The sequence below is a fragment of the Nocardioides sp. TF02-7 genome, assembly GCF_022437945.1.
GTDB lineage: Bacteria > Actinomycetota > Actinomycetes > Propionibacteriales > Nocardioidaceae > Nocardioides.
This window is the reverse complement of sequence record NZ_CP092535.1, coordinates 1,146,280-1,166,645: the sequence shown is the minus strand read 5'-3', so window position 1 is coordinate 1,166,645 and position 20,366 is coordinate 1,146,280. Positions and strand designations below refer to the sequence as shown.

21 protein-coding genes and 3 pseudogenes are annotated in these 20,366 nt (G+C 72.4%); 21 read left to right on the top strand and 3 right to left on the bottom strand.

The window, feature by feature from the left end:
• Positions 1–4 precede the first annotated feature (4 nt).
• The 4 genes from MF408_RS05945 to MF408_RS05930 are packed head-to-tail and all read left to right on the top strand — an operon-like array spanning position 5 to position 5,143.
• Positions 5–913: a crotonase/enoyl-CoA hydratase family protein gene (locus MF408_RS05945; RefSeq protein ID WP_240250648.1), complete on the top strand. Its 909-nt coding sequence runs from the start codon at positions 5–7 to the stop codon at positions 911–913.
• Entirely contained in the window at positions 906–1,706 is an 801-nt protein-coding gene (locus MF408_RS05940; protein ID WP_240250647.1) for an enoyl-CoA hydratase/isomerase family protein, read from the top strand. Before MF408_RS05945 ends, MF408_RS05940 begins: the two co-directional genes overlap by 8 nt.
• Before the next feature lie 6 nt (positions 1,707–1,712).
• Positions 1,713–2,996 carry a CoA transferase gene (locus MF408_RS05935; RefSeq protein ID WP_240250646.1) on the top strand — a complete coding sequence of 428 codons (1,284 nt, stop codon included), beginning with the start codon at positions 1,713–1,715 and terminating at the stop codon, positions 2,994–2,996.
• On the top strand, positions 2,993–5,143 hold the full coding sequence (locus tag MF408_RS05930) for an amidohydrolase family protein (RefSeq protein WP_240250645.1): 2,151 nt from the start codon (positions 2,993–2,995) through the stop codon (positions 5,141–5,143). The genes MF408_RS05935 and MF408_RS05930 overlap by 4 nt, the downstream gene beginning before the upstream one ends.
• Positions 5,144–5,207: 64 nt before the next feature.
• Here MF408_RS05930 and MF408_RS05925 read toward each other — a convergent pair whose 3' ends face one another.
• The 3 genes from MF408_RS05925 to MF408_RS05915 all read right to left on the bottom strand — a co-directional run bounded on the left by MF408_RS05925 (position 5,208) and on the right by MF408_RS05915 (position 8,276).
• Positions 5,208–6,119 carry an amidase gene (locus MF408_RS05925; protein WP_240250644.1) on the bottom strand — a complete coding sequence of 304 codons (912 nt, stop codon included), beginning with the start codon at positions 6,117–6,119 and terminating at the stop codon, positions 5,208–5,210.
• Complete coding sequence (locus MF408_RS05920) at positions 6,100–6,552, bottom strand: hypothetical protein (protein WP_240250643.1); 453 nt, start codon at positions 6,550–6,552, stop codon at positions 6,100–6,102. Before MF408_RS05920 ends, MF408_RS05925 begins: the two co-directional genes overlap by 20 nt.
• A gap of 770 nt (positions 6,553–7,322) precedes the next feature.
• A complete protein-coding gene (locus MF408_RS05915) occupies positions 7,323–8,276 on the bottom strand; it encodes a hypothetical protein (protein ID WP_240250642.1) in 954 nt (317 codons plus the stop codon).
• A 296-nt stretch (positions 8,277–8,572) separates the two neighbouring features.
• Between MF408_RS05915 and MF408_RS05910 the strand changes: the two genes are divergently transcribed.
• The 17 genes and pseudogenes from MF408_RS05910 (at position 8,573) to MF408_RS05835 (ending at position 20,262) form a co-directional block, all read left to right on the top strand.
• On the top strand, positions 8,573–10,156 hold the full coding sequence (locus MF408_RS05910; RefSeq protein WP_240250641.1) for an ABC transporter substrate-binding protein: 1,584 nt from the start codon (positions 8,573–8,575) through the stop codon (positions 10,154–10,156).
• Between the two features lie 100 nt (positions 10,157–10,256).
• Complete coding sequence (locus MF408_RS05905) at positions 10,257–11,252, top strand: ABC transporter permease (RefSeq protein ID WP_240250640.1); 996 nt, start codon at positions 10,257–10,259, stop codon at positions 11,250–11,252.
• A complete protein-coding gene (locus MF408_RS05900) occupies positions 11,245–11,643 on the top strand; it encodes a hypothetical protein (RefSeq protein ID WP_240250639.1) in 399 nt (132 codons plus the stop codon). The genes MF408_RS05905 and MF408_RS05900 overlap by 8 nt, the downstream gene beginning before the upstream one ends.
• 216 nt (positions 11,644–11,859) lie before the next feature.
• Positions 11,860–12,168 (top strand): ABC transporter permease subunit, encoded by a 309-nt coding sequence (locus tag MF408_RS05895; protein ID WP_240250638.1) that lies wholly within the window; start codon positions 11,860–11,862, stop codon positions 12,166–12,168.
• 141 nt (positions 12,169–12,309) lie between these two features.
• Positions 12,310–12,996 (top strand): annotated as a pseudogene (locus tag MF408_RS05890) (ABC transporter ATP-binding protein); the annotation flags it as partial.
• Positions 12,983–13,831 carry an ABC transporter ATP-binding protein gene (locus tag MF408_RS05885; RefSeq protein WP_240250637.1) on the top strand — a complete coding sequence of 283 codons (849 nt, stop codon included), beginning with the start codon at positions 12,983–12,985 and terminating at the stop codon, positions 13,829–13,831. The pseudogene MF408_RS05890 and the gene MF408_RS05885, both read left to right, overlap by 14 nt.
• Positions 13,831–14,436, top strand: a complete 606-nt coding sequence (locus MF408_RS05880; protein WP_240250636.1) for a hypothetical protein — start codon at positions 13,831–13,833, stop codon at positions 14,434–14,436. The genes MF408_RS05885 and MF408_RS05880 overlap by 1 nt, the downstream gene beginning before the upstream one ends.
• A gap of 111 nt (positions 14,437–14,547) precedes the next feature.
• The gene (locus MF408_RS05875; protein WP_240250635.1) at positions 14,548–14,691 is read left to right on the top strand and encodes a hypothetical protein; all 144 of its coding nucleotides are present in this window, start codon (positions 14,548–14,550) and stop codon (positions 14,689–14,691) included.
• Complete coding sequence (locus tag MF408_RS05870; RefSeq protein ID WP_240250634.1) at positions 14,688–15,506, top strand: alpha/beta hydrolase; 819 nt, start codon at positions 14,688–14,690, stop codon at positions 15,504–15,506. Before MF408_RS05875 ends, MF408_RS05870 begins: the two co-directional genes overlap by 4 nt.
• Positions 15,503–16,309, top strand: coding sequence for an enoyl-CoA hydratase-related protein (locus tag MF408_RS05865; protein ID WP_240250633.1), 807 nt, complete (start codon positions 15,503–15,505; stop codon positions 16,307–16,309). Before MF408_RS05870 ends, MF408_RS05865 begins: the two co-directional genes overlap by 4 nt.
• An 89-nt stretch (positions 16,310–16,398) precedes the next feature.
• Complete coding sequence (locus tag MF408_RS05860) at positions 16,399–17,484, top strand: acyl-CoA dehydrogenase (RefSeq protein WP_240250632.1); 1,086 nt, start codon at positions 16,399–16,401, stop codon at positions 17,482–17,484.
• Positions 17,484–17,888, top strand: a complete 405-nt coding sequence (locus tag MF408_RS05855) for a hypothetical protein (protein ID WP_240250631.1) — start codon at positions 17,484–17,486, stop codon at positions 17,886–17,888. Before MF408_RS05860 ends, MF408_RS05855 begins: the two co-directional genes overlap by 1 nt.
• Positions 17,885–18,487: pseudogene (locus MF408_RS25015) on the top strand (AMP-binding protein); the annotation flags it as partial. The gene MF408_RS05855 and the pseudogene MF408_RS25015, both read left to right, overlap by 4 nt.
• A gap of 16 nt (positions 18,488–18,503) precedes the next feature.
• Positions 18,504–18,890, top strand: coding sequence for an AMP-binding protein (locus tag MF408_RS25010; RefSeq protein WP_345893916.1), 387 nt, complete (start codon positions 18,504–18,506; stop codon positions 18,888–18,890).
• On the top strand, positions 18,821–19,477 hold the full coding sequence (locus MF408_RS26615; protein WP_345893915.1) for an AMP-binding protein: 657 nt from the start codon (positions 18,821–18,823) through the stop codon (positions 19,475–19,477). The genes MF408_RS25010 and MF408_RS26615 overlap by 70 nt, the downstream gene beginning before the upstream one ends.
• Before the next feature lie 22 nt (positions 19,478–19,499).
• Positions 19,500–19,748: pseudogene (locus MF408_RS05840) on the top strand (winged helix-turn-helix domain-containing protein); the annotation flags it as partial.
• Between the two features lie 31 nt (positions 19,749–19,779).
• Positions 19,780–20,262 (top strand): FCD domain-containing protein, encoded by a 483-nt coding sequence (locus tag MF408_RS05835; protein WP_240250630.1) that lies wholly within the window; start codon positions 19,780–19,782, stop codon positions 20,260–20,262.
• Positions 20,263–20,366 lie beyond the last annotated feature (104 nt).

The following is a 20,366-nucleotide window of genomic DNA, read 5'->3' as shown; positions in this document are numbered from 1 at the left end:
CCCGGTGCTGGGCACCGGCCGTCAACCTGCTCGTCGGCGGTGGTCGGTCGTGAAGTGGCTCGCCGACCCCTGTGACATCCGGCTACGGACGGAAGGTCCCGTCGCCTACATCACGATCGACAAGCCCGAGAAGCGCAACGCCATGAGCCTCGGGACCCTCACCGAGCTGCGCGACGCGATGCTCGAGTGCGACGACCGCAAGGCCGTCCGGTGCGTCGTCCTGGAGGGAGCGGGCAAGGACTTCTGCTCCGGTGCCGACATGACCCCGGTCGGCGAAGACCTGCCCTACGACCCCGCCGACTATCGCGCGTTCGACACGGTCGAGGACGACCTCTGGCAGGTGCGTCTGCGCAGCGAGCTCCGGCTCGCGATCTTCCGGATGCACAAGCCGGTCATCGCCAAGGTGCAGGGCAACTGCCTGGCGGCCGGGACCGACGTGGCGTTCAACTGCGACCTCGTCGTCGCTGCGGACGACGCCCGCTTCGGCTTCCCGGCCGCCCGGTCGCTGGGATCGCCCGCCAACCACATGTGGCTCTACCTGGTAGGCCCCCAGTGGGCGAAGCGCCTGCTCCTCACCGGCGACGTGGTCGACGGCCGGACCGCGGCGCGGCTCGGACTGGCTCTCGAGTCGCACCCGGCAGCGGAGCTGGGGGAGAGGGTGGACGAGCTCGCGCAGCGGATCGCGCTGATGGACCCGGCCCTGGCGGCCGCGCACAAGCGGGTGGTCAACGCCGGTCTCGAGCTCATGGGCTGGGACGTGCTCCAGCGGATGGCGGCCGACACCGACGTGCGAGCGCACCAGTCCGCGGCGAACAAGGAATTCATCGCGACTGCCTCGAGCGAGGGGTTCCGCGCCGCCGTCCACCGCAGGGACGCGCCGTACGGCGCGAGCGAGGTGGTGCTCCGTGACTGACGTCGCGACCAGCGACGGCGTCGTGGTCGAGCACCACGGCACCTGTCGCGTCCTCACGCTCTCCAACCCGGGTCGCCGCAACGCCTTCCACCCGGAGATGCGCCGGTCGCTCGCAGCGCGGCTGCAGGACGCGCACGACGACCCGGACGTGCGGGCGGTCGTGATCACCGGCGACGGTGAGCACTTCTGCGCGGGGGCCGACGTGAAGCGGATCCAGGCCCGGACCACCCCGCCGACCGCGTTGGAGCTGCGGGAGAACATGCGTGACGTGCACGACCTGCTCCGGCGGATCGTGTTCGGGCCGAAGCCGGTCGTCGCCGCGGTGGAGGGCGACGCCTACGGGGCCGGTTGCTCCATCGCCATGGCGAGCGACGTCGTTGTCGCGACGACCGCCTCGCGCTTCGGCATCGCGTTCACCCGGATCGGGCTCGTGCCCGACATGGGCCTGCTGCACACGCTCGGCCAGCGCGTCGGTGCGAGTGCTGCCAAGCGGATGATGCTGACCTCGGCGGTCGTCGACGGGGAGTCGGCGCACCGCAGAGGGATGGCCGACGTGCTGGTGGAACCGGGGTCCGCCCGCCGGGCCGCGCTCGACCTGGCTGCCGAGCTCGAGTCGTACGGGCCGCTCGCCATGGCGCTGACCAAGGGGGCCCTGGCCCACGGCATCACGACGATCGAGGACGCCATGCGGGCCGAGGTCGACCTCGTGCCCGTCGTCGCCGGAACCGACGACCAGGTCGAGGGCATGACCGCTCTGCGTGAGAAGCGGCCGCCCCGGTTCACCGGGAGGTAGGAAGCGATGCCCGACGGAAACGGAGCACTCCAGGGAGTGCGGGTGCTGGACCTCGGCAGGGTCCTGGCTGCACCCTTCGCTGCCCAGGTCCTCGGCGACCTCGGTGCCGACGTCATCAAGATCGAGCGGCCAGGAGCCGGCGACATCGGTCGGCTCTACGGACGCACCGCGTTGCCCACCTCGTGGCCGGCCGGCGGCCGCGACTCGTCGTTCTTCGTGAGCACCAACCGGAACAAGAGGTCGGTGACCGTCGACCTCCAGACCACGGAGGGACGCGACGTCCTCCGCGGTCTGGTCGCCGTCTCCGACGTCCTCATCGAGAACTTCATCGGCGACACCGCCGAGCGGCTGGGGCTCGACCACGCCTCGCTCGCGGCCGTCAACGACCGGCTGGTCCACTGCTCGATCACCGGCTACGGAAAGGACGGTCCGTACGCCGGCCGCCCCGGCTACGACGCCGTGTTCCAGGCGCACAGCGGGCTGATGAGCGTCACCGGCCTCCCGGACGACGTGCCCGGCGGGGGGCCGATGAAGACCGGGCCCAGCCTGGTCGACGTGATGACCGGCCTCAACGCCGCGATCGCGGTCCTGGCCGCGCTCTCCTACCGCGACCGGGTGTCGGGGAAGGGGCAGTCGATCGACGTGTCCTTGATGGACAGCGCGGTCGCCAGCCAGACCCACCTGGTCTCGGAGTACTTCCTCAGCGGGGTCGCTCCCAGCCGGAAGGGCAATGAGGGCAACGGCGGCGGTCCGGCGCAGGTGTTCGAGTGCGCGGACGGTCCGCTGTACGTCTCGGCAGGTTCCGACGCCGCCTTCCTGGCCCTGTGCAAGGTGCTGGGCGCGAGCGACCTGGCCGAGGACCCGCGCTTCGCCGACGTCATCAGTCGTGGCGTGCACACCGAGGAGCTGGGTCCGCTCCTGGCCGAGCGGATCGCGCCGTTCGCCAAGTTCGAGCTGATGGACCGGCTCCTCGAGGCGGAGGTCCCGTGCTCGGTGGTCAAGGACTACGACGAGCTGTTCGACGACCCGCACGTCCGCGAGCGCGGCAGCCGGGTCGACCTCGCCCACCCGTGGGCCGAGGGCGGCTCGGTGCCGGTCCTCGCCAGCCCCCCTGCGCCTGGGGGCGACCCCCGCCCACCTACGCGCGCCACCCGCCTGCGCTCGGGGAGCACACCGCCGAGGTGCTCCACGAGTTGCTCGACCTGGACGACGCCGCGGTCGCCGCCCTGCGCGCCGCCGGCGCCGTCTGAACACCCAACCGAACGAACCCAACGAAAGGTCACCCGATGACAGCCCCCGCAGCGAGCCCCGAGCACGTGCGTCTCTTCGACGCCGACAACCACTACTACGAGCCCTACGACGCCTTCACCCGGCACATCGACCCGGACTTCGCGGATCGCGCGGTCACGGTCGTCCGCGCCGAGAACGGCCGCAACGTCGTCAGCATCGGCAAGACGCCGATGCGCTACAGCCCCGCGCACCCGATGGACTTCGTGAGCGCGCCGGGTTCGCTGCAGGCCATGTTCGAGGAGGGCGTCGTCGTCGACCGGGCCAACAAGAAGTTCCGGATGAAGGGCTCGGACAACCCCGCGTTCATCAACCGCGAAGCCCGCCTGAAGTTCATGGACGAGGAGGGCATCGACGGCTGCATGCTCTACCCCAGCCTCGGCGTCCAGGTCGAGCAGACCCTCGTCGACGACGTCCCCGCCACCTACGCGAACCTGCACGCCTTCAACAGGTTCCTCGAGGACGACTGGGGCTACGACGACGGCCGGATCTACGCCGTCCCGCTGCTGTCCCTGCTCGACCTCGACCGGGCGGTCGCGGAGCTCGAGCGGGTGCTCGGGCTCGGCGCCAAGGCGGTGCACCTGCGGGCCAGCCCGATCAACGGCCGATCTCCCGCCGACCCCTACTTCGACCCGTTCTGGGCCCGGGTCCACGAGGCCGGGGTGCTGGTGTCGATGCACGCGTCGTCGAACATCTACCACGCCCAGGTCTCGAGCCTGTGGGGCGAGGAGCCGCACCCGACGTTCGGTGACATCACGCCGTTCCAGATGTTCATCGGCATGGGGGAGCGGCCGATGGCCGACATGCTCGCAGCGCTCACGCTGCACGGGCTGTTCACCCGGTTCCCCGGGCTCAAGGTCGCCAGCGTGGAGAGCGGCTCGAGCTGGCTCGGCCACCTCCTCCACGAGCTCGACCACGTCGTCCTGCTCGGCCGGCGGAGCCGACTCGCACCCGACCTCGGAGCCCTGCCGAGCGAGCTGCTCAAGGAGCACCTCTACATCTCACCGCACTGGGAGGACGACCTGGTCGCGCTGGCCGAGCAGTTCCCCCGCCGACCACATCGTCTACGGGTCCGACTGGCCCCACGCCGAGGGCATGGCGCACCCCCGGGACTATCTCCCCAAGGCCCAGAAGCTCGGACCGGAGCTCGCGCCGCGGGTCATGGGTCAGACGGCGGCCTCGCTCGTCGGCGCCTGGTAGCGGGAGGACGTCGTGCCATCCGTTCCCAGGGGGACCGGCGGGGGTCCCGCCGACGTCTTCACCCAGCTGTGCGAGGAGATCGGGTGCTCGCCGGACGACGTGGTCAACATCCGGCTCAACAGCCGCGAGCTGGTGGCGGTCGTCCGCGAGCCGGACGGTCTCGCGGTGCTCAGCTTCCGCCACGACGACCAGGGCCTGCGTTTCCACACACGGGTCACGACCCTGGCGCGGTCGGGGTCCGTCGCGCGGTCGAAGGAACCACCGCTCCGGGCGGCCGGCGACTGATGCCGGTCCACCGGGCGCGGCCGGCTGACGGTCGTCATGGTGAGAGTGACCCAGGGATCACTCTCACCATGACGACCTCCTCACACCACCCGCAGCTCGACCGCCGGCTCGGTCTCGTGGTCCATCGGCAGGTCGTAGAGGCGGCGCACGGCGTCGGCGATCGCGGGTGCGCCCGCCACGAGCGCGTCGACCTCGGCGGGGTCGGCGGGGATGCCGGAGCGGGCGACGAGCGCCTCGACGAGGGTGCGGGTCGGGTCGGTCATCGGGCGGCCTCCCTGCCGGTCGAACGGGTGGGCGAGGTGGTGGTCGGTGAGCTCCTGGAACAGGCGGCCGACCGCGAGCACCCGCTGGTCGGCGTACGACGGCCCGATCAGCTGCATGCCGACCGGCAGGCCGTCGACGGTGCCGACGGGGACGGAGAGCGCGGGCTCGCCGGTGGCGTTCCAGTACTGCGTCTGCAGCAGGTCGACGACCTCCTGGAAGTCGAGGTCGTCGGCGAGCGGGGCGGGCCCGCCCGCGGTCGGGGCGACGATCACGTCCACGTCGTCGAACAGCGCCGCGGCGGCGCGCTGCACGTGGCGGCGGACCCGCTGGAGCTGCACGACGTCGGCGCCGGTCAGCAGCAGCCCGGGCAGGGGAGGGCGGCCCGGGTGACCCGGCCGTAGTCCTGCCAGCGCTCCCGCGCGTCGTCGTGGTGGTAGGCCAGTGCCTCCGCGGCGAGGCCCAGCATCACCGTGTCGTTGGCTGCGTCGTAGTGCGGCAGCCGCACCTCGCCACCTCGGCGCCGGCGTCGGCGAGCACGGCGACCGCGTCGGCCATGCGGGCCCGGACGGCGTCGGACGAGCGCTCGAGCGGCTCCACCGCGACGCCGACGCGGAGACCGCGCAGCGACCGGGGGACGGCGCCCGGGTCGGTCGCCGGACCGGACGACCCGTGCCGGGTCATCGCGTCGAGCAGCAGGGCGCAGTCCTCGGCCGACCTGGCCATCGGCCCGACGTGGTCGAACGACCAGGCGAGCGGGAGCACCCCTTCCTGGGACACCAGGCCGTGGGTGGGCTTCAGGCCGGTGATCCCGCACCAGGCCGCGGGCTCCCGGATCGACGCCGCGGTGTCGGTGCCGATCCCGCCGAGCGCGATGCCGGTCGCGACGGCCGACGCGGTGCCGGAGCTGGACCCGCCCGTCCACCGCTGCCGGTCCCACGGGTTGCGCGGCAGCGGGAACGGCTTCTCCGGGTCGGTGAACCCGAGCGCGAACTCCATCGTCGAGGTCTTGCCGAGGAACACCGCGCCGGCCTCCCGGAGGCCGGTGCACGCGGGCGCGTCGCCGGTCGGGGTCGCGTCGCGCAGCAGGCTCTGCCCGGTGGTCGGCGCGTCGGCGGTGAAGACGATGTCCTTGACCACCACCGGGATGCCGTCGAGCGGCCCGAGCACACGGCCGGCCGCGCGTCGCTCGTCCGCCCGCGCCGCTGCCTCGGCCGCCGTGTCCAGCGTGGTCCTCAGGAAGATGCCGAGGTCGCGGTCGTGCTCGGCGACGCCGGCGGCGGCGCGCTCGACGAGGTCGACGGCGGTCACCTCGCCACGGTCGAGCGCGCGGCGCGCGTCGGTGATGGTGCGGGGGCCTTCAGCCAGCGGGTGCTTCATCGAGTCCTCCGAGGACGGCGGGGTTGCGGGTGAGGAGCAGGGCGCAGAAGAGCGCCAGGACGAGGTCGACCGCGACGGCGATCGCGACGGCGGAGCGCACGCTCGCCGCCTCCACGACCGCGCCGAGACCGAGGGAGGCGAGGCCGACGGCGAGGAAGGCGACGGTGAGGTACGCCGCCTGCAGCTCGGCGCGGCGGTCGACCGGGGCGATCGCCCCGATCGCGGTGGCGGAGGCGAGCAGGCAGACACCCGCGCCGGCGCCGACGACCACCGCCCCGACGCCGAGCGCGACGGGGTGCTCGGCGGTGAGCGCGCCCCAGGTGAGCGCCCAGCCCACGGTTCCGGCCGCACAGCCGGTGACCAGGGCCGGGCGAACGGCCAGCCGGCGCAGGGCGACCTGGGCGGTGGCGACCGCCAGGAGCATGAGGGACACCAGCGCGCCGGCGGCGGCGGGGCGACGTCCACCCGGCGCCGCGGGCCAGGTCGGCGCCGAAGCTCCCGAACGCCCCGAACGCGACGTTGGTCGAGGTGATGGCCGCGGCCGCGGGTGCGAACGGCAGCCGGAGCCGGCGGGGCACCCGCACCGGGCGGACCAGCCCGCGCGCGGTCCCTCGGGTCCACGGCACCCGTGCCCGCACCAGCAGGGCGGCGGCGACGAGCGTCGGCACCGCGACGACGGCGTAGGGGGACGACGAGAGGAGCGGGCAGCCGGTCGGCGACCAGGCCGGCGAGCACCGGTCCGACCGCGACGCCGGCGGAGATGACGATCGTGAACCGGAACGCACCGGCTCGCACGCCCCGCGGGTGCAGCTCGATGATCGCGGCCGCGCCGGCGCTCGACGCGACACCGGTGCCGAGGCCCTGCAGGAACCGGGCGCCGACGAGGGCCTCGTACGTCGGGGCGGCGGCGAGCGCGACCAGCGACGCCAGCACCAGGACGGCGGCGCCGCGCAGGGTCGGCAGCCGGCCGACGAGGTCGGACAGGCCGCCGAGGCTGACCAGCACCACCAGCACGCCGGCGGCGTAGGCCGCGAAGGCCACGCTGACCTGGCCGGAGGAGAGCGACCACAGCTCCTGGTACTTCGGGTAGAGCGGGGTCGGGGTGAAAGTGCCGACCATCGAGCAGAAGAGGAGGGCGGTGACCGCCTGCACGGTCCGGGTCCGGGCGACGTCGGTCGCCGCCACCGCCCCGCACCGACCTCGTCACTGCGCGCCGCGGTCGAGCAGCAGCAGGTTGGCGTCGTACGCCGTGTCGAACCGCACCGCGCGGACCCGCTGCCCCCCGCCACCCGACCTCGTCGTCGGCGCCGACCTCGCCGTGCCCGGAGTCGCGGAGGCGGGCGAGCAGCGCGTCGAGGTCGTGGACGACCAGCGCGGGGCAGGACGGCCGGGCGGGGGGCGTCGTCCCACGCCAGCTCCTCGCCGTCGGCGTCGACCGGGCGGGCGAACTCGAGGCGGGCGTTGCGGGACGCCGGTCCGCGGAAGAGGGAGGCCTCGAGGCCGGCGCCCGGGCCGAAGCCGAGCATCGTCTCCATCGCGGGGCCGGCGAAGGTGCCGCGGTAGTACTCGTGGCCCCCGAGCACCTCGGCGGCGAACACCCGGGCGCCGGGGAGGTCGCGGGTCAGGACGACGACGGCCACGACCTCGCTGCACCAGCCCGTCTCGTCCTCGCCGAGCACCGACCGGGTGCCGCGCGGCCGGTGCTGCACCAAGGCGTGGAGGAGCCCGCTGTGGGGCTGGACGAGCATCCGCTCCCGCACCGGGATCGTGGTGCCGGGCAGGTCGTAGTGCACGACGTCGGAGGTGAACGCCCACCCCGCCTCCTCGAGCTCCCGCTCGGTCGCGGCGGAGTCGCGCAGGTAGAAGTCGAGCGCGTAGGGCCCCGGCCGGGTGGGTGGGAGCGGCGCCGGGGTGGGGGGTCGGGGCGCCGGGCGACTCGACCAGCACGACCGCGCCGCCGACGTGCTCGGCGCGCGCGAGGTGCACGACCCGCGACACCGGTGCCGACAGCCCGAGCAGCGGGCCCAGGTCGTCAGCGCCGGGCTCGTCGGCCACGACGGTGAACCCGAACCGGTCGCCGTAGAGCGCGACCAGGGGAGTCGCGTCGGCGATCACCAGGACGACCGCGTCCAGCCCGTCGAACTGCCCGTCGTACACACCGACTCCTTCTGCTCAGCGACTGCGCGGTTCTCTAAAACGTCGGACGATTGCCGGAACGGCGCGCGGGGCCACGGTCCCGCGAACGTCGGATCCTGTCAATGGTTCCGCGCGGAGACTCGACGAGCGGCGCCACCCCGCGGAGAACCGCGCGCTGGAAGATTTCACAGATCTGTCACACGATGGTCTTGCCTTGGTGACCTGGACCACTCTACCGTAATGTCCGACATATCCCCTTGGCTCGGGCGTTCGACCGCAGGACGGAGATTCTGATGGGTTCGAGATTCACACGGCGCGTGGGCGTCGCAACCGCGACGCTGACCGCCGCCGCGCTGCTGGCGGCATGCGGCGGCAACGACAGCGGCGGCGGATCGGGGTCGGACACGACCCTGACGGTCGCCTGGTCGTCGACGCCGACGCAGATGGACCCGAACGAGTTCACCGGGCTCACCTGGGTCTACGCGCTCGACGCGGCGATGGGCACCCTCCTGGAGTACGACACCACCGTGTCGGAGGACGAGCTCGTCGGCACCGACGACATCGTCCCGGCGCTGGCCGAGAGCTGGGAGGAGGACGAGGGCGGCACGTCGTACACGATCACGCTGCGCAAGGGCGTCGAGAGCCCCTACGGCAACGAGATGACCGCCGACGACGTCGTCTACTCCTTCGAGCGGATGTACAGCAACCCCGCGAGCCTCCAGGCCGCGATCCTGCTGAAGACCGCGAACGTCGACCCGGAGAAGCCGGTCGAGAAGATCGACGACTACACGATCCGCTACAACCTGACCGCGCCGTCGGCGCTGGCGATGTCGGTGCTCGCCTACCCGCTGGTCGGCATCCTCGACTCCACCGAGGTCGAGAAGCACGCCACCGACGCCGACCCGTGGGCCGCGGAGTGGCTGGCGAAGAACACCGCGAGCTTCGGCGCCTACCAGCTGGAGTCGCTCGACCCCGGCACCGAGGTGCGGTTCACCGCCAACGAGAACTACTACGGCGAGCGGAGCTTCGACGACATCGTCATCCGCGCCGTCCCGGAGGGCTCCTCGCGGGTGCAGCTGCTCGCGTCCGGTGAGGTCGACATGATCTCCGAGCCGCCGATCGACCAGCTCGACACCATCAACGACAGCGACAACGCCGTCGTCTCGCAGATGCCCGACACCAACCGGCACAACTTCACGGTGTCGGAGAAGAGCAAGGTGCTGGCGGACCCGCTCGTGCGGCAGGCGCTCAACTACGCGATCAACCGCCAGGGCATCGTCGACTCGATCTACCACGGCTACGCCGAGCCGGCCACCAACCCGGTCGCCAGCTCGCTGTGGGAGGACCAGCCGACCGTCGCCGAGCACGACCCCGAGCGGGCGAAGGACCTCCTCGCGGAGGCCGGCTACGCCGACGGCTTCACGATGCAGCTGGCCTACAACAGCGAGCGGCCCGGTCCGTTCGCCGAGAACCTGGCCCGCCTGATCCAGAGCGACCTCGCCGAGGTCGGCATCGAGGTGGAGACCCAGGCCGTCCCGTCCAACACCGACTTCGAGGCCGGCGTGGCGGAGCAGAAGTACGAGGCCTACCTCTACACCGAGCGCCCGGCGCTCCCCGAGATCGGCTACACGCTGTTCCTCTACCTGCACTCGGAGTCGGCGCTCAACAGCTCCGGCTACGACAACCCGGAGTTCGACAAGCTCGCCGAGCAGGTGCTGGTGACCCCGGCGGGCGAGGAGCGGCAGGGCATCATCGGCGACGCGCTCGACGTGCTGGCGGAGAACAACCCGCTGGTCTCGCTGGTGGAGATCCCCGACCTGGTGGGCATCGCCGAGTCGATCGAGGGCTACCACGCGCTGCCCACGGGTGGCTGGGCCTTCCAGGACCTCAGCCGCAAGTGACGGACGGGAAGTGACGGACAAGTGACGGACATGGCCGCGAGCACGACGGCACCGACCGTTCCGGTCAAGCCGAGCAGGACCAGGGGGGCGTCTGCGCCTGGTGCTCTCACGGCTGTTCTTCCTCGTCGCTGCACTCTTCGGGGTGGTGACGCTGTCCTTCCTCCTGGTCAGCGTCACCCCCGGAGACCCCGCCGAGACGATCGCCGGACCCCTGGCCGGTGACGAGCAGGTCGAGGCGATCCGCGCGGAGCTCGGGCTCGACAAGCCCGTGGGGGAGCGGTACCTCGACTACATGGGCGGCCTGCTCCAGGGCGACCTGGGCACGTCGTACTACTCGAAGCAGTCGATCACCAGCGAGATCGCCGACAAGCTCCCCCCGACGCTGCTCCTGATCGTGCTGTCGATCATCTTCGCCGCGCTGGTCGGTACGGCGGTCGGCACCACCGGTGCCTACTTCCGCGGCCGGCTTCCGGACAAGGTGGCGCGGCTCGGCACCGGCGTGTTCCAGGCCGTGCCCGACTTCCTGCTCGGCCTGCTGCTGATCTACTTCCTGTTCTTCATGCTGGGAGTGGCGCCGTCGCCGACCGGGCAGCTCGGGCTGGCCGACCTGCCGCCGCCGAAGGTGACCGGGATGATCCCGGTCGACGCACTGATCGCCGGCGACATGGCGACGTTCAGCTCGTCGATGAGCCACCACCTGCTGCCGGTGCTGACCCTCGGCCTGGTCTACGCGGCGTACTTCGCCAAGACCGCGCGGAGCACGGTCGGCAAGGCGCTCAACTCCCAGCAGGCGCAGTTCGCCCGGGCGCTCGGGCTCCCGGAGCGGACGGTGGTCCGCTACGCCTTCGTCGAGTCCCGCACCACGATCGTCACCTACGCCGGCGTCATCTTCGCGACGCTGTTCGGCGGCGAGGCGATCGTCGAGCGGATCTTCGCCTGGGACGGGCTCGGCCAGTGGGCGCTCCAGGGCATCCTGCGGCTGGACGTCCCCGTCGTCCAGGGCATGGTCCTCGTTGCCGGCGCCATCACCCTCGTCACCTACACGCTGCTCGACATCGTCGTCGGCCTGCTCGACCCGAGGATCTCCCGTGCCTGAACAGCAAGTGACCGCACCCGTCCCCACGGCCGGCGGGCCCGACGCCGAGCCCGCCACCGTGACCCTGCCCGAGCCGGACCGCGTCTCCCGCGGGCGGCGGCTGCTGCGGCTCGCCCGCGAGCACAAGGCGGCGACCGCCGGCCTGGCGTTCCTCGTCGTGCTCGTGCTGGCCAGCCTGTTCGCACCGCTGCCCTACGGCGCCGGTGACACCGACTCCTCCAGCAGCCTCGCGGCACCGTCGGGGGACCACTGGTTCGGCACCGACGCCGCGGGGGGCGACATCTTCTCCCGCGTGATCGTCGCCGCCCGGACCGACCTGTCCCTGGCCCTGCTCGGCACCGTGCTGTCGCTCGTGGTCGGCGTCCTGCTCGGCCTCGCGGCGAGCACTTGAAGGGCAAGGGCAGCGAGCGGGTGGTGCGCGGGCTCGACGCGTTCCAGGCCTTCCCGCTGCTGATCCTGGCGCTGGCGCTGGTCTCGCTGTCGGGCAACAAGCTCTACATGGTCGTGGTCGCGATCGCGCTGATCAACGTCCCGCGGTACATGCGGCTGCTGCGCAGCGAGATCCTGTCGCTGCGGGGAGTCGCGCTTCATCGAGGCCGCGACGGCGATGGGCGCCTCCCCGCTCCGCATCACGTTCCGCCACATCCTGCCCAACACGTGGGGCGTGATCCTCGTCCAGACGTCGCTCACGATCGCGAACGCGATCGTGGTCATCGCGTCGCTGTCGTTCCTCGGGGTGGGCGTGAGCGCGTCCACGGCGTCGTGGGGCTCGATGGTGCGGGACGGCTCGGGGAACATGTCGTCCGGTGAGTGGTGGATCACCACGTTCCCCGGCATCTTCATCATCCTCTGCGTGCTCTCGTTCAACCTGCTCGCCGACGCGATCGGCGACAAGACGTCGAGGAGCTTCCGATGACCAGCACCGACCGGAAGACGGTCCTCGAGGTCGCCGGCCTCGACGTCCGGATCGCGACCCCCGAGGGCGAGGTCAACCCCGTCCGCGGCGTCGACCTCGACGTCCACCGCGGCGAGATCGTCGGCATCGTGGGGCGAGTCCGGCTGCGGCAAGTCGACCACGATCAAGGGCATCCTCAAGCTGCTCGGCCCGACGAGCACCGTCACTGCGGACCGGATCATCCTGGGTGGCGACGCCGACCTGCTGGCGGCCAAGCCGGCCAAGATGCGCGAGATCCGGGGCAACCGGATCGGCTTCGTCGCCCAGAACCCGTTCGGGTCGCTCAACCCGATCTACTCGATCGAGCGGCAGTTCCGCGAGCTGCACAAGGCGCACGGGCGCAAGCTCAGCAAGGCGGAGAACCGCGAGGTCGCGCTCGGGATGCTCGAGGGCGTCGGGATCGTCAACCCGGCCCGGGTCCTCGACGGCTACGCCCACCAGCTGTCCGGCGGCATGGCGCAGCGGGTCGTGATCGCGCTCGCCACCACGCTGTCGCCGGAGCTGCTGATCGCGGACGAGCCGACGACCGGTCTGGACGCCACCGTGCAGGCCCAGATCATGGACCTGATGGCGAAGGTGGTCGTCGAGGAGCAGCGCTCGATGCTGCTGGTGACCCACGACCTCGGCGTGATCGCGCAGTACTGCCACCGGGTGGTGGTCATGTACGACGGCCTCGTCGTCGAGCAGGGCGACGTGATGGACGTGATGGTCGACCCGCAGCACGACTACACCAAGAAGCTGATCGGCTCCGTGCCGAAGACGGGGGAGAAGCTCCATGTCGCTCGTTGAGGTCCACGACGTCCACAAGACCTTCCCGTCCCGGCAGCGGGGCGGCGACCCGGTGCACGCGCTCCGCGGCGTCTCGCTGACGGTCGACGAGGGCGAGACGCTGGCGATCATCGGCGAGTCCGGCTCCGGCAAGTCGACGCTCGGGCGGGCGGTGCTGCGGCTGCTCGACGTCGACTCCGGCACGGTGTCCTTCGACGGCAAGGACCTCGGGGCGATGGACCGCAAGCAGCTGCGCGCCCAGCGCGCGGAGATGCAGATCGTGTTCCAGGAGCCGTTCGAGTCGCTCAACCCGCGGATGTCGATCGGCGCGATCGTCGCGGAGCCGCTGCAGATCCATCGGCCCGACCTCGGCACCGCCGAGACCCGCCGGCAGGTGCGCGACGCGCTGCACCGGGTCGGCCTGCCCGCGGACGCCGCGACCCGGCTCCCGGGTGAGCTCTCCGGAGGACAGCAGCAGCGGGTCGGCGTCGCCCGGGCGATCGTCAGCCGGCCGCGGTTCGTCGTCCTCGACGAGCCGACGTCGTCGCTCGACCTGTCGATCCGGGCGCAGATCCTCGCGCTGCTCGCCGAGCTGCAGGAGGACCTCGGCCTCGCCTACCTGTTCGTCTCCCACGACATGCACACCGTGGAGTGGGTGAGCGACCGGGTCGCCGTGATGTACCTCGGCCGGTTCGTCGAGACCCGGCCGACCGCCGAGCTGTTCGCCGACCCGCACCACGCCTACAGCAAGACCCTGCTCTCCGCCCGGCTCTCCGCCGACCCGCGGGAGAAGCACGCGTACAAGGCGTTCCCCGGCGACGAGGACGTCGTCGCCGTCCGAGCCGAAGGAGCCTGATGTCCGAGCCCGTGACCGTCGTCGACAACGAGTCCCTGCCGTGGGTCAACGGCGGCGAGGTGTTCGCGTCGATGGAGCCGGCGTTCCGCGACAACCTCGGCGACGACCCCGAGCTGGTGGAGCGGCTGCTGTCGCGGTACTGGATGAAGCAGCTCTGGATCGACGGGAGCTCGCGGCGCATCGACCACGTCCGCACCGACCCGGGCTACGTCGACCTCAGCGAGGCCTACCACGACAGCGTCGAGGAGGCGTACTTCCTCGGCGGCGAGGCGACGCTGAGCGCCGAGGGCACGTTCGTGGCGGGCGACTACTTCTGGCGCCCGCCGGGGTGGGTCCACATGGCCGAGGCGCCGGAGGGCTTCGAGTGCATCCTGATGATGGAGGGCGAGGACGCCTCCGAGGGCAGCGGCCGGGTGTCCCGGGTGGTGCGGCCCGACGAGGAGGCCGGCCACAACCCCACCGCGTCCGGTGAGCGCGCGATCGGCCCCCGCGGCTACGTCCGCCGTGTCGAGACGCGGTACCAGGTCTGGCGCGCCCACGACGACACCGTCACCGCGCTGGCCGGGGGGCGGCCGGCGCCACCGCTGCGTCGGGCGAGCCGCTGACCAGCAAGGTCCTCAGCCACAACGAGCACACCGGCGCCCGCAGCGTCCTGGTGCGGCTCCCCTGACGGCTGGTCGTCGTCGGGCAGCACCGTCGACCGCGAGCGGTTCCTGGTGCCCACGACCGGCACGCTCGTCGTCGACGGGCAGGGGCTCTCGCCGCGCTCCCTCGTGCGCGTCGCACCCGACGCGGCGCCGCCCGCGATCGCGGCCGACGGCGACGTCGAGCTGCTGGTGAAGGTCGGTGGACCCCGATGAGCACGGTTGTCCGTCGTCACTACGTCGACACCGCCTGGGGCCAGGTCCACGCTCTCACCGCCGGCACGACCGGCCCGTGGATCGGCCTGTTCCACGAGTCCCCGCTGTCGTCGGAGGTCTGGGTCGACGTGCTGGCGGCGCTGGCTCCCGACGCCCGCGTCGTCGCGTTCGACACCCCCGGCTACGGCGCCTCCACGCCGCCGGACGGGCCCGGCCACGAGATCCCGGAGTACGCCGCGGTGCTGGCGGAGGCGGCCGCCGGGCTCGGCATGTCGGACGCGGTCTTCGGCGGCGTCCACACCGGCGCCTCCATCGCGATCGAGGTCGCCCACCGGTTCGCCCACGGCGTGCGCGGCGTGGTGCTGAGCGGCGTCGCCCTCTACGACGAGGCCGAGCGGGCCGAGCACCTGCGCGGCTGGACGCCGCCGGTGCCGAGCGACACCGACGGCGCCGAGTTCCGGTGGGCCGTCGAGCGCTACCAGCGGATCTGGCCGGAGCTGACCCCCGGGCTGCTCCACACCGCGGCGGTCGAGCTGCTGCGGGTCAAGGACCGCTACCACTGGGGCTACCAGGCCGCGTTCCGCCACGACCCGGCCGAGCCGCTGGCCGCGCTCGACGTGCCGGTGCTGCTGCTCGACGCCGAGTTCGACCTCCTCGCCGACAAGGACCCCCGCGCGCTCGAGCTCGCGAAGGACGCCCGGCTGGTGGTGCTCGAGGGGCTGCACGGGCAGCCGCACCTGCGGGCGCCGGGCGACTACGCCCGACACCTGCTGGCGTTCGCCCGCGAGCTGGCCGCGGAAGGGGCGTCCCGATGACCGAGGTCCGCTGGAAGGCCGACGACCAGGTGATGCGCGCCGTCCTCGACGGTGAGCCGACGATGAACTCCATCGACCCCGTCGTCCTCGACGGCCTCGAGGCGATGATGGACGCGGTCGAGGCCGACCCGTCGCTGCGCGCGGTCGTCATCACCGGCGCCGGCACCAAGGCGTTCAGCGTCGGCATGGACCTCGACTTCCTCGAGCGCTGCTTCGGCGACCCCGACGGGGTCTTCGTGCCGTTCCTGGAGCGCTTCCACGCCGTTCTGCGGCGTCTGGAGCGGCTCCCGGTCCCGGTGGTCGCGCAGGTCAACGGGCTCGCCCGGGCCGGTGGCTTCGAGCTGATCCTCGCCTGCGACCTGGTCGTTGCCGCCGAGGAGGCCCGGGTCGGCGACATCCACCTCGACTTCGGGGTCCCGCCGGGGGCGGGCTCCAGCCAGCGCGCCGCCCGCAAGCTCGGTGACCAGCGGGCCAAGGCTCTGATGCTCACGCCGCGCTGGCTCCAGGGGCCCGAGCTCGTGACGTGGGGGCTGGCCCTCGCGACCGTGCCCCGCGACCGGCTCGACGAGGAGGTCGAGCAGCTGCTGGGCGGCCTGCGCGGCCGCTCCCGCCCGGTCATCGCGCTCGTCAAGCGCCTCGTGGGCGGCGCGACCGACGTGACGCTCGACGAGGGCCTGCGCCTCGAGCGCGCCCTGTTCGAGCGGTTCATCCACGAGGTGCCCGACGCCGCCGAGGGGTTCACCGCCTTCCGCGAGAAGCGGCCCGCGACCTGGGGAGACGCCGATGTCCAAGCCTTCGTCTGAGAGCCTCCCGCTGCTGCCGGAGTTCGCCCGCAGCGACGAGGAGCGCGACTTCACCCGCACCGTCGCCCGCTACCTCGACGAGCACCTCGGTGACGAGCGGGTGCTCGCCCTCGACGAGGCGCGCGAGCTGCCGCTGGAGGTGTGGCGCGGACTCGCGGACCTGGGGCTGCTGGGGGATCGGCGTCCCCGAGGAGCTCGGCGGCTCGGGCGGTGGCGCGGCGGAGGCGTTCATCGTCACCTCCGAGATCGCCCGCCGGTTCCCCTCGCTCGCCACCGACTACGTGCTGATCGCGATGACCGCGCAGACCTACGTCGAGCACGGCACCCCCGAGCAGCAGCAGCTCCTCGCCGGCCTGGCCGGCGGCGACGTCATCTGCTCCTTCGGGATCTCCGAGCCCGACGGCGGCACCGACGCGCTCGCGCTGCGCACCCGCGCGCGGGAGGTCGACGGCGAGTGGCGGATCACCGGCCGCAAGCTGTGGATCTCGATGGCCCACCACGCCGACCACATCCTCCTGCTCGCCCGCACCGACGAGCCCGACGACCCGGCGCGGCGCGCCCGGGGGATCTCGCTGATCCAGGTCCCCATGGACCAGCCCGGCATCACCGTCAACCGGGTGCCGCTCGCCGGGATGCGGGCGGCCGGCACCTGCGAGGTCGTGCTCGACGACGCCGTCGCCCCGCTCGGCAACGTGCTGGGCGAGCGCGGCCGTGGCTTCCACGGCCTGCGCACGTCGCTGGCGATCGAGCGGGTGCTGTCCGCGGCGATCAGCAACGGCATCGGCCGGCAGGCGCTCGACCTCGCGATCGCCTACGCGCAGGAGCGGGAGGCGTTCGGCCGCCCGATCGGGGCGTTCCAGGCCGTCCAGCACCGCCTGGTCGACGCGGTCGCCGGCGTCGCCGCCGCCCAGCTGCTCGTCGAGCGTGCGGTGCGCGCCATCGACGACGGCGTGGAGGCCACCGCGGCCGCCACGCTCGCGAAGGCGCACGCGGCCGAGGCCACCGCCGTCGCTGTCGACGTCGGCATGCGGACGATGGCGGCGATGGGGCTCGCGGCCGAGAGCCGGATGCAGATGCTCTTCCGCGACGCGCGCCTCCAGCTGTTCAGCCCGGTGAGCAACGACATGGCCCGCAACCTGTCCGGCGAGGCGCTCGGCCTGGGGCGGAGCTACTGATGGCCGCGACCACCACCCCGGCGGTCCTCGTGACCGAGGCGCTCGCCCACGACCTGGTCGACGCCGGCGGCTACACCCATCCCCTGTTCCACCCCGACGACCCGGCCCAGCGCCCGCTGCCCGGCCAGGCGGTGCTGCTGCTCATGGGCGGACTGGTCGAGCAGTCCGGTGCCCTCGACCACGCGGTCGCGCTGCTCGAGCTGCGCCGGATCCGGTTCCACGCCATGGTCCGGCCCGGCACCCGCCTCCACGTCGAGGTCGAGCTGGGCGCGGCCACCCCCACCACCGACGGCAGGGCCCGCCAGGACACCACCTGGACGGCGTACGACGACCACGGCACCCTCGTGGCGCAGGCAGATGCGCTCATGCTGGTGCGTGGCCCCGAGCAAGGAGAAGCACGATGACGGGAACGCCCCTCAACATGGCCGGCGGCATCCGCGAGTTCGGCCGGTCGCGGCCCAACGCGCCCGCGGTGCGCGACGGCGACCGGACGCTGTCGTTCGCCGCCCTCGACGCGCGGTCGAACCGGCTCGCGTCGGGCCTGCTCGCGGCCGGCCTGCGTCCGGGCGAGCCGGTCGCCGTGCTCTCGGGCAACCGGATGGAGTACGTCGAGATCGGCGCCGCCCTCGCGAAGGCCGGGCTGCCGATGGTGCCGCTCAACAGCCGCAACTCCCCCTCCGACAACGCCTACATCGTCGGCCACTCCGAGGCGCGCGCGCTGATCATCGACGACCCGCTCGCCGACAACGCCGGCGACCTGGTCGACCGGCTCGACGTCGTCCTCGGCTTCGAGGGCCGCGCCGGACGGCACTACGAGTCGTTCGTCGACGCCGCGGACGAGCGCGACCCGCGGGTGGCCGTGGCCGAGACCGACCCGTTCGCGATCTGCTACACCTCCGGCACCACCGGGCTCCCCAAGGGCGTCCTGCTCACCCACCGCGGCCGGGTGCTGACGGCGTACGCCACGGCGATGGAGTGGGGCCTCGGCCCCGGCCGGGAGACGATGGCGGTCTCCCCCGATGTACCACGGCGCCGGGTTCTCCTTCTCCTACGCCGGCCCGCAGGTCGGCGGTTGCGTGTCCGTGCTCCGGTCGTGGAACCCCGAGGAGTTCCTGCGCGGGCTCGAGCGCGACCGGGTCAACACGGTGTTCCTCGTGCCGACCCACGCCCAGCAGATCCGCCGGGTCTTCGAGGAGCCCGCCCGCTCCTTCGACCTGTCCGCGCTCGAGACGCTCTACTTCAACGCCGCGGCGCTGCCGATCGCGCTCAAGGAGTGGGTCCACGAGGCGTTCCCGGGCGTCGGCGTCCACGAGCTCTACGGCTCGACGGGTGCTCGGTGGTCACCGACCTGCGCCCCGAGGACTCGCTGCGCAAGCCCGGCAGCGTCGGGCACCCGTGGTTCATGAACGAGGTGCGGCTGCTCGACGACGACGGCAACGAGGTCGGCCCGGGCGAGCCGGGCGAGCTCTTCGCGCGGTCGCCGATGCTGATGACCGGCTACCTCAAGAACGAGGAGGCCACGCGGGAGGCGTTCACCGACGACGGCTTCGTGACGGTCGGCGACATCGCCGTGGCCGACGAGGAGGGCTTCATCTCCATCGTCGACCGCAAGAAGGACATGATCATCGCCGGCGGGGTCAACATCTTCCCGCGGGAGATCGAGGAGGTCCTCGCCCGGCACCCGCAGGTCGACGAGGTCGCCGTGGTCGGCGTGCCCGACGACGTGTACGGCGAGCGGGTCGCGGCGTTCGTCGTCGGCCGCCGCCAAGGCCTCGACGTCGCGGCGCTCGAGGACCACGTGCGGGCGTCGGTGGCGAAGTTCAAGCTGCCGAGAGAATGGCACGTGGTGGAGGCGCTGCCCCGCAACGCGAGCGGCAAGGTGCTGAAGCGGGACATCCGCGACCGCTACCTTGCCGAGCACCCGGGTGCGACGGGGCAGGCGACCGGCGACGCCCCGGACCGCACGGCACCCACATCGCGAACGACATCGTGAACGAGGACTCGGAGGAGACCCGATGGCCAGCGAAGACACCCGTGCTGTGACGCTCGCGCGCACCGCGAGCAGCAACGGCACCCTCGGCGTCAGCCGGGTGCGGCCGGCGTACCAGCAGGTGGCCGACCAGCTCCTCGACCTGATCCTCAGCGGCGAGCTCTCCGCCGGCGACCGGCTGCCGTCGGAGGCCGACCTCGCGGCGAGCTTCGGCGTCAGCCGGAGCACGGTGCGGGAGGCGCTGCGCTCCCTCGCCTCGCGCGACCTGGTGGAGACGACCCGGGGGCACGACCGGCGGCACGTTCGTGCGCAAGGTGGAGGTCGGCCAGGTGCGGGAGTACCTGGAGACCTCGATCGGGCTGATGTCCGGAGGGGACGCGATCTCGGTGGTCGAGATGCTCGAGGCGCGCGAGGTGCTCGAGGTGCCGGCTGCCCGGATGGCGGCCACCCGGCGCGACGACAGCCACGTCGACCAGCTGTGGGAGGCGATCGAGCGCGAGACCCACAGCCGGGGGCGCGGGCTGAAGTTCCGCGAGCACCGCAACTTCCACGGGATCGTGGTCCAGGCGGCCGGCAACGGCCTGCTGGAGCTGATGACCGAGCCGGTCTTCCGGGTGCTCCAGGCCAAGTTCCTCGACCCCGACGTCCCGCAGGCGTTCTGGGCCGACGTGGACGCCGACCACCGCACGATCACCGAGGCGGTCCGCGACGGTGACGGCGACGCCGCGGCCACGGCCATGCAGGAGCACCTGGTGCGGCTGCGGGCCTTCTACCACGAGCCGAGGTAGCGGACCGGGCGCCGGGACCCGGGCGGAGCCAGCCCTGCTGGCGAAATACATCAGAACATTCAGAAGCGCAGATCAGAACGCGGTTTCGCTCCACTCAAGGGGCT

Excerpts from the sequence above, each read along its gene's own strand:
- MF408_RS05925 (WP_240250644.1), bottom strand. The coding sequence starts at position 6,119 with ATGAAGCACCCGCTGGCTGAAGGCCCCCGCACCATCACCGACGCGCGC.
- MF408_RS05935 (WP_240250646.1), top strand. The coding sequence starts at position 1,713 with ATGCCCGACGGAAACGGAGCACTCCAGGGAGTGCGGGTGCTGGACCTC.
- MF408_RS05895 (WP_240250638.1), top strand. The coding sequence starts at position 11,860 with ATGGGCGCCTCCCCGCTCCGCATCACGTTCCGCCACATCCTGCCCAAC.
- MF408_RS05865 (WP_240250633.1), top strand. The coding sequence starts at position 15,503 with ATGACCGAGGTCCGCTGGAAGGCCGACGACCAGGTGATGCGCGCCGTC.
- MF408_RS05880 (WP_240250636.1), top strand. The coding sequence starts at position 13,831 with ATGTCCGAGCCCGTGACCGTCGTCGACAACGAGTCCCTGCCGTGGGTC.
- MF408_RS05930 (WP_240250645.1), top strand. The coding sequence starts at position 2,993 with ATGACAGCCCCCGCAGCGAGCCCCGAGCACGTGCGTCTCTTCGACGCC.
- MF408_RS25010 (WP_345893916.1), top strand. The coding sequence starts at position 18,504 with ATGTACCACGGCGCCGGGTTCTCCTTCTCCTACGCCGGCCCGCAGGTC.
- MF408_RS05870 (WP_240250634.1), top strand. The coding sequence starts at position 14,688 with ATGAGCACGGTTGTCCGTCGTCACTACGTCGACACCGCCTGGGGCCAG.
- MF408_RS05885 (WP_240250637.1), top strand. The coding sequence starts at position 12,983 with ATGTCGCTCGTTGAGGTCCACGACGTCCACAAGACCTTCCCGTCCCGG.
- MF408_RS05855 (WP_240250631.1), top strand. The coding sequence starts at position 17,484 with ATGGCCGCGACCACCACCCCGGCGGTCCTCGTGACCGAGGCGCTCGCC.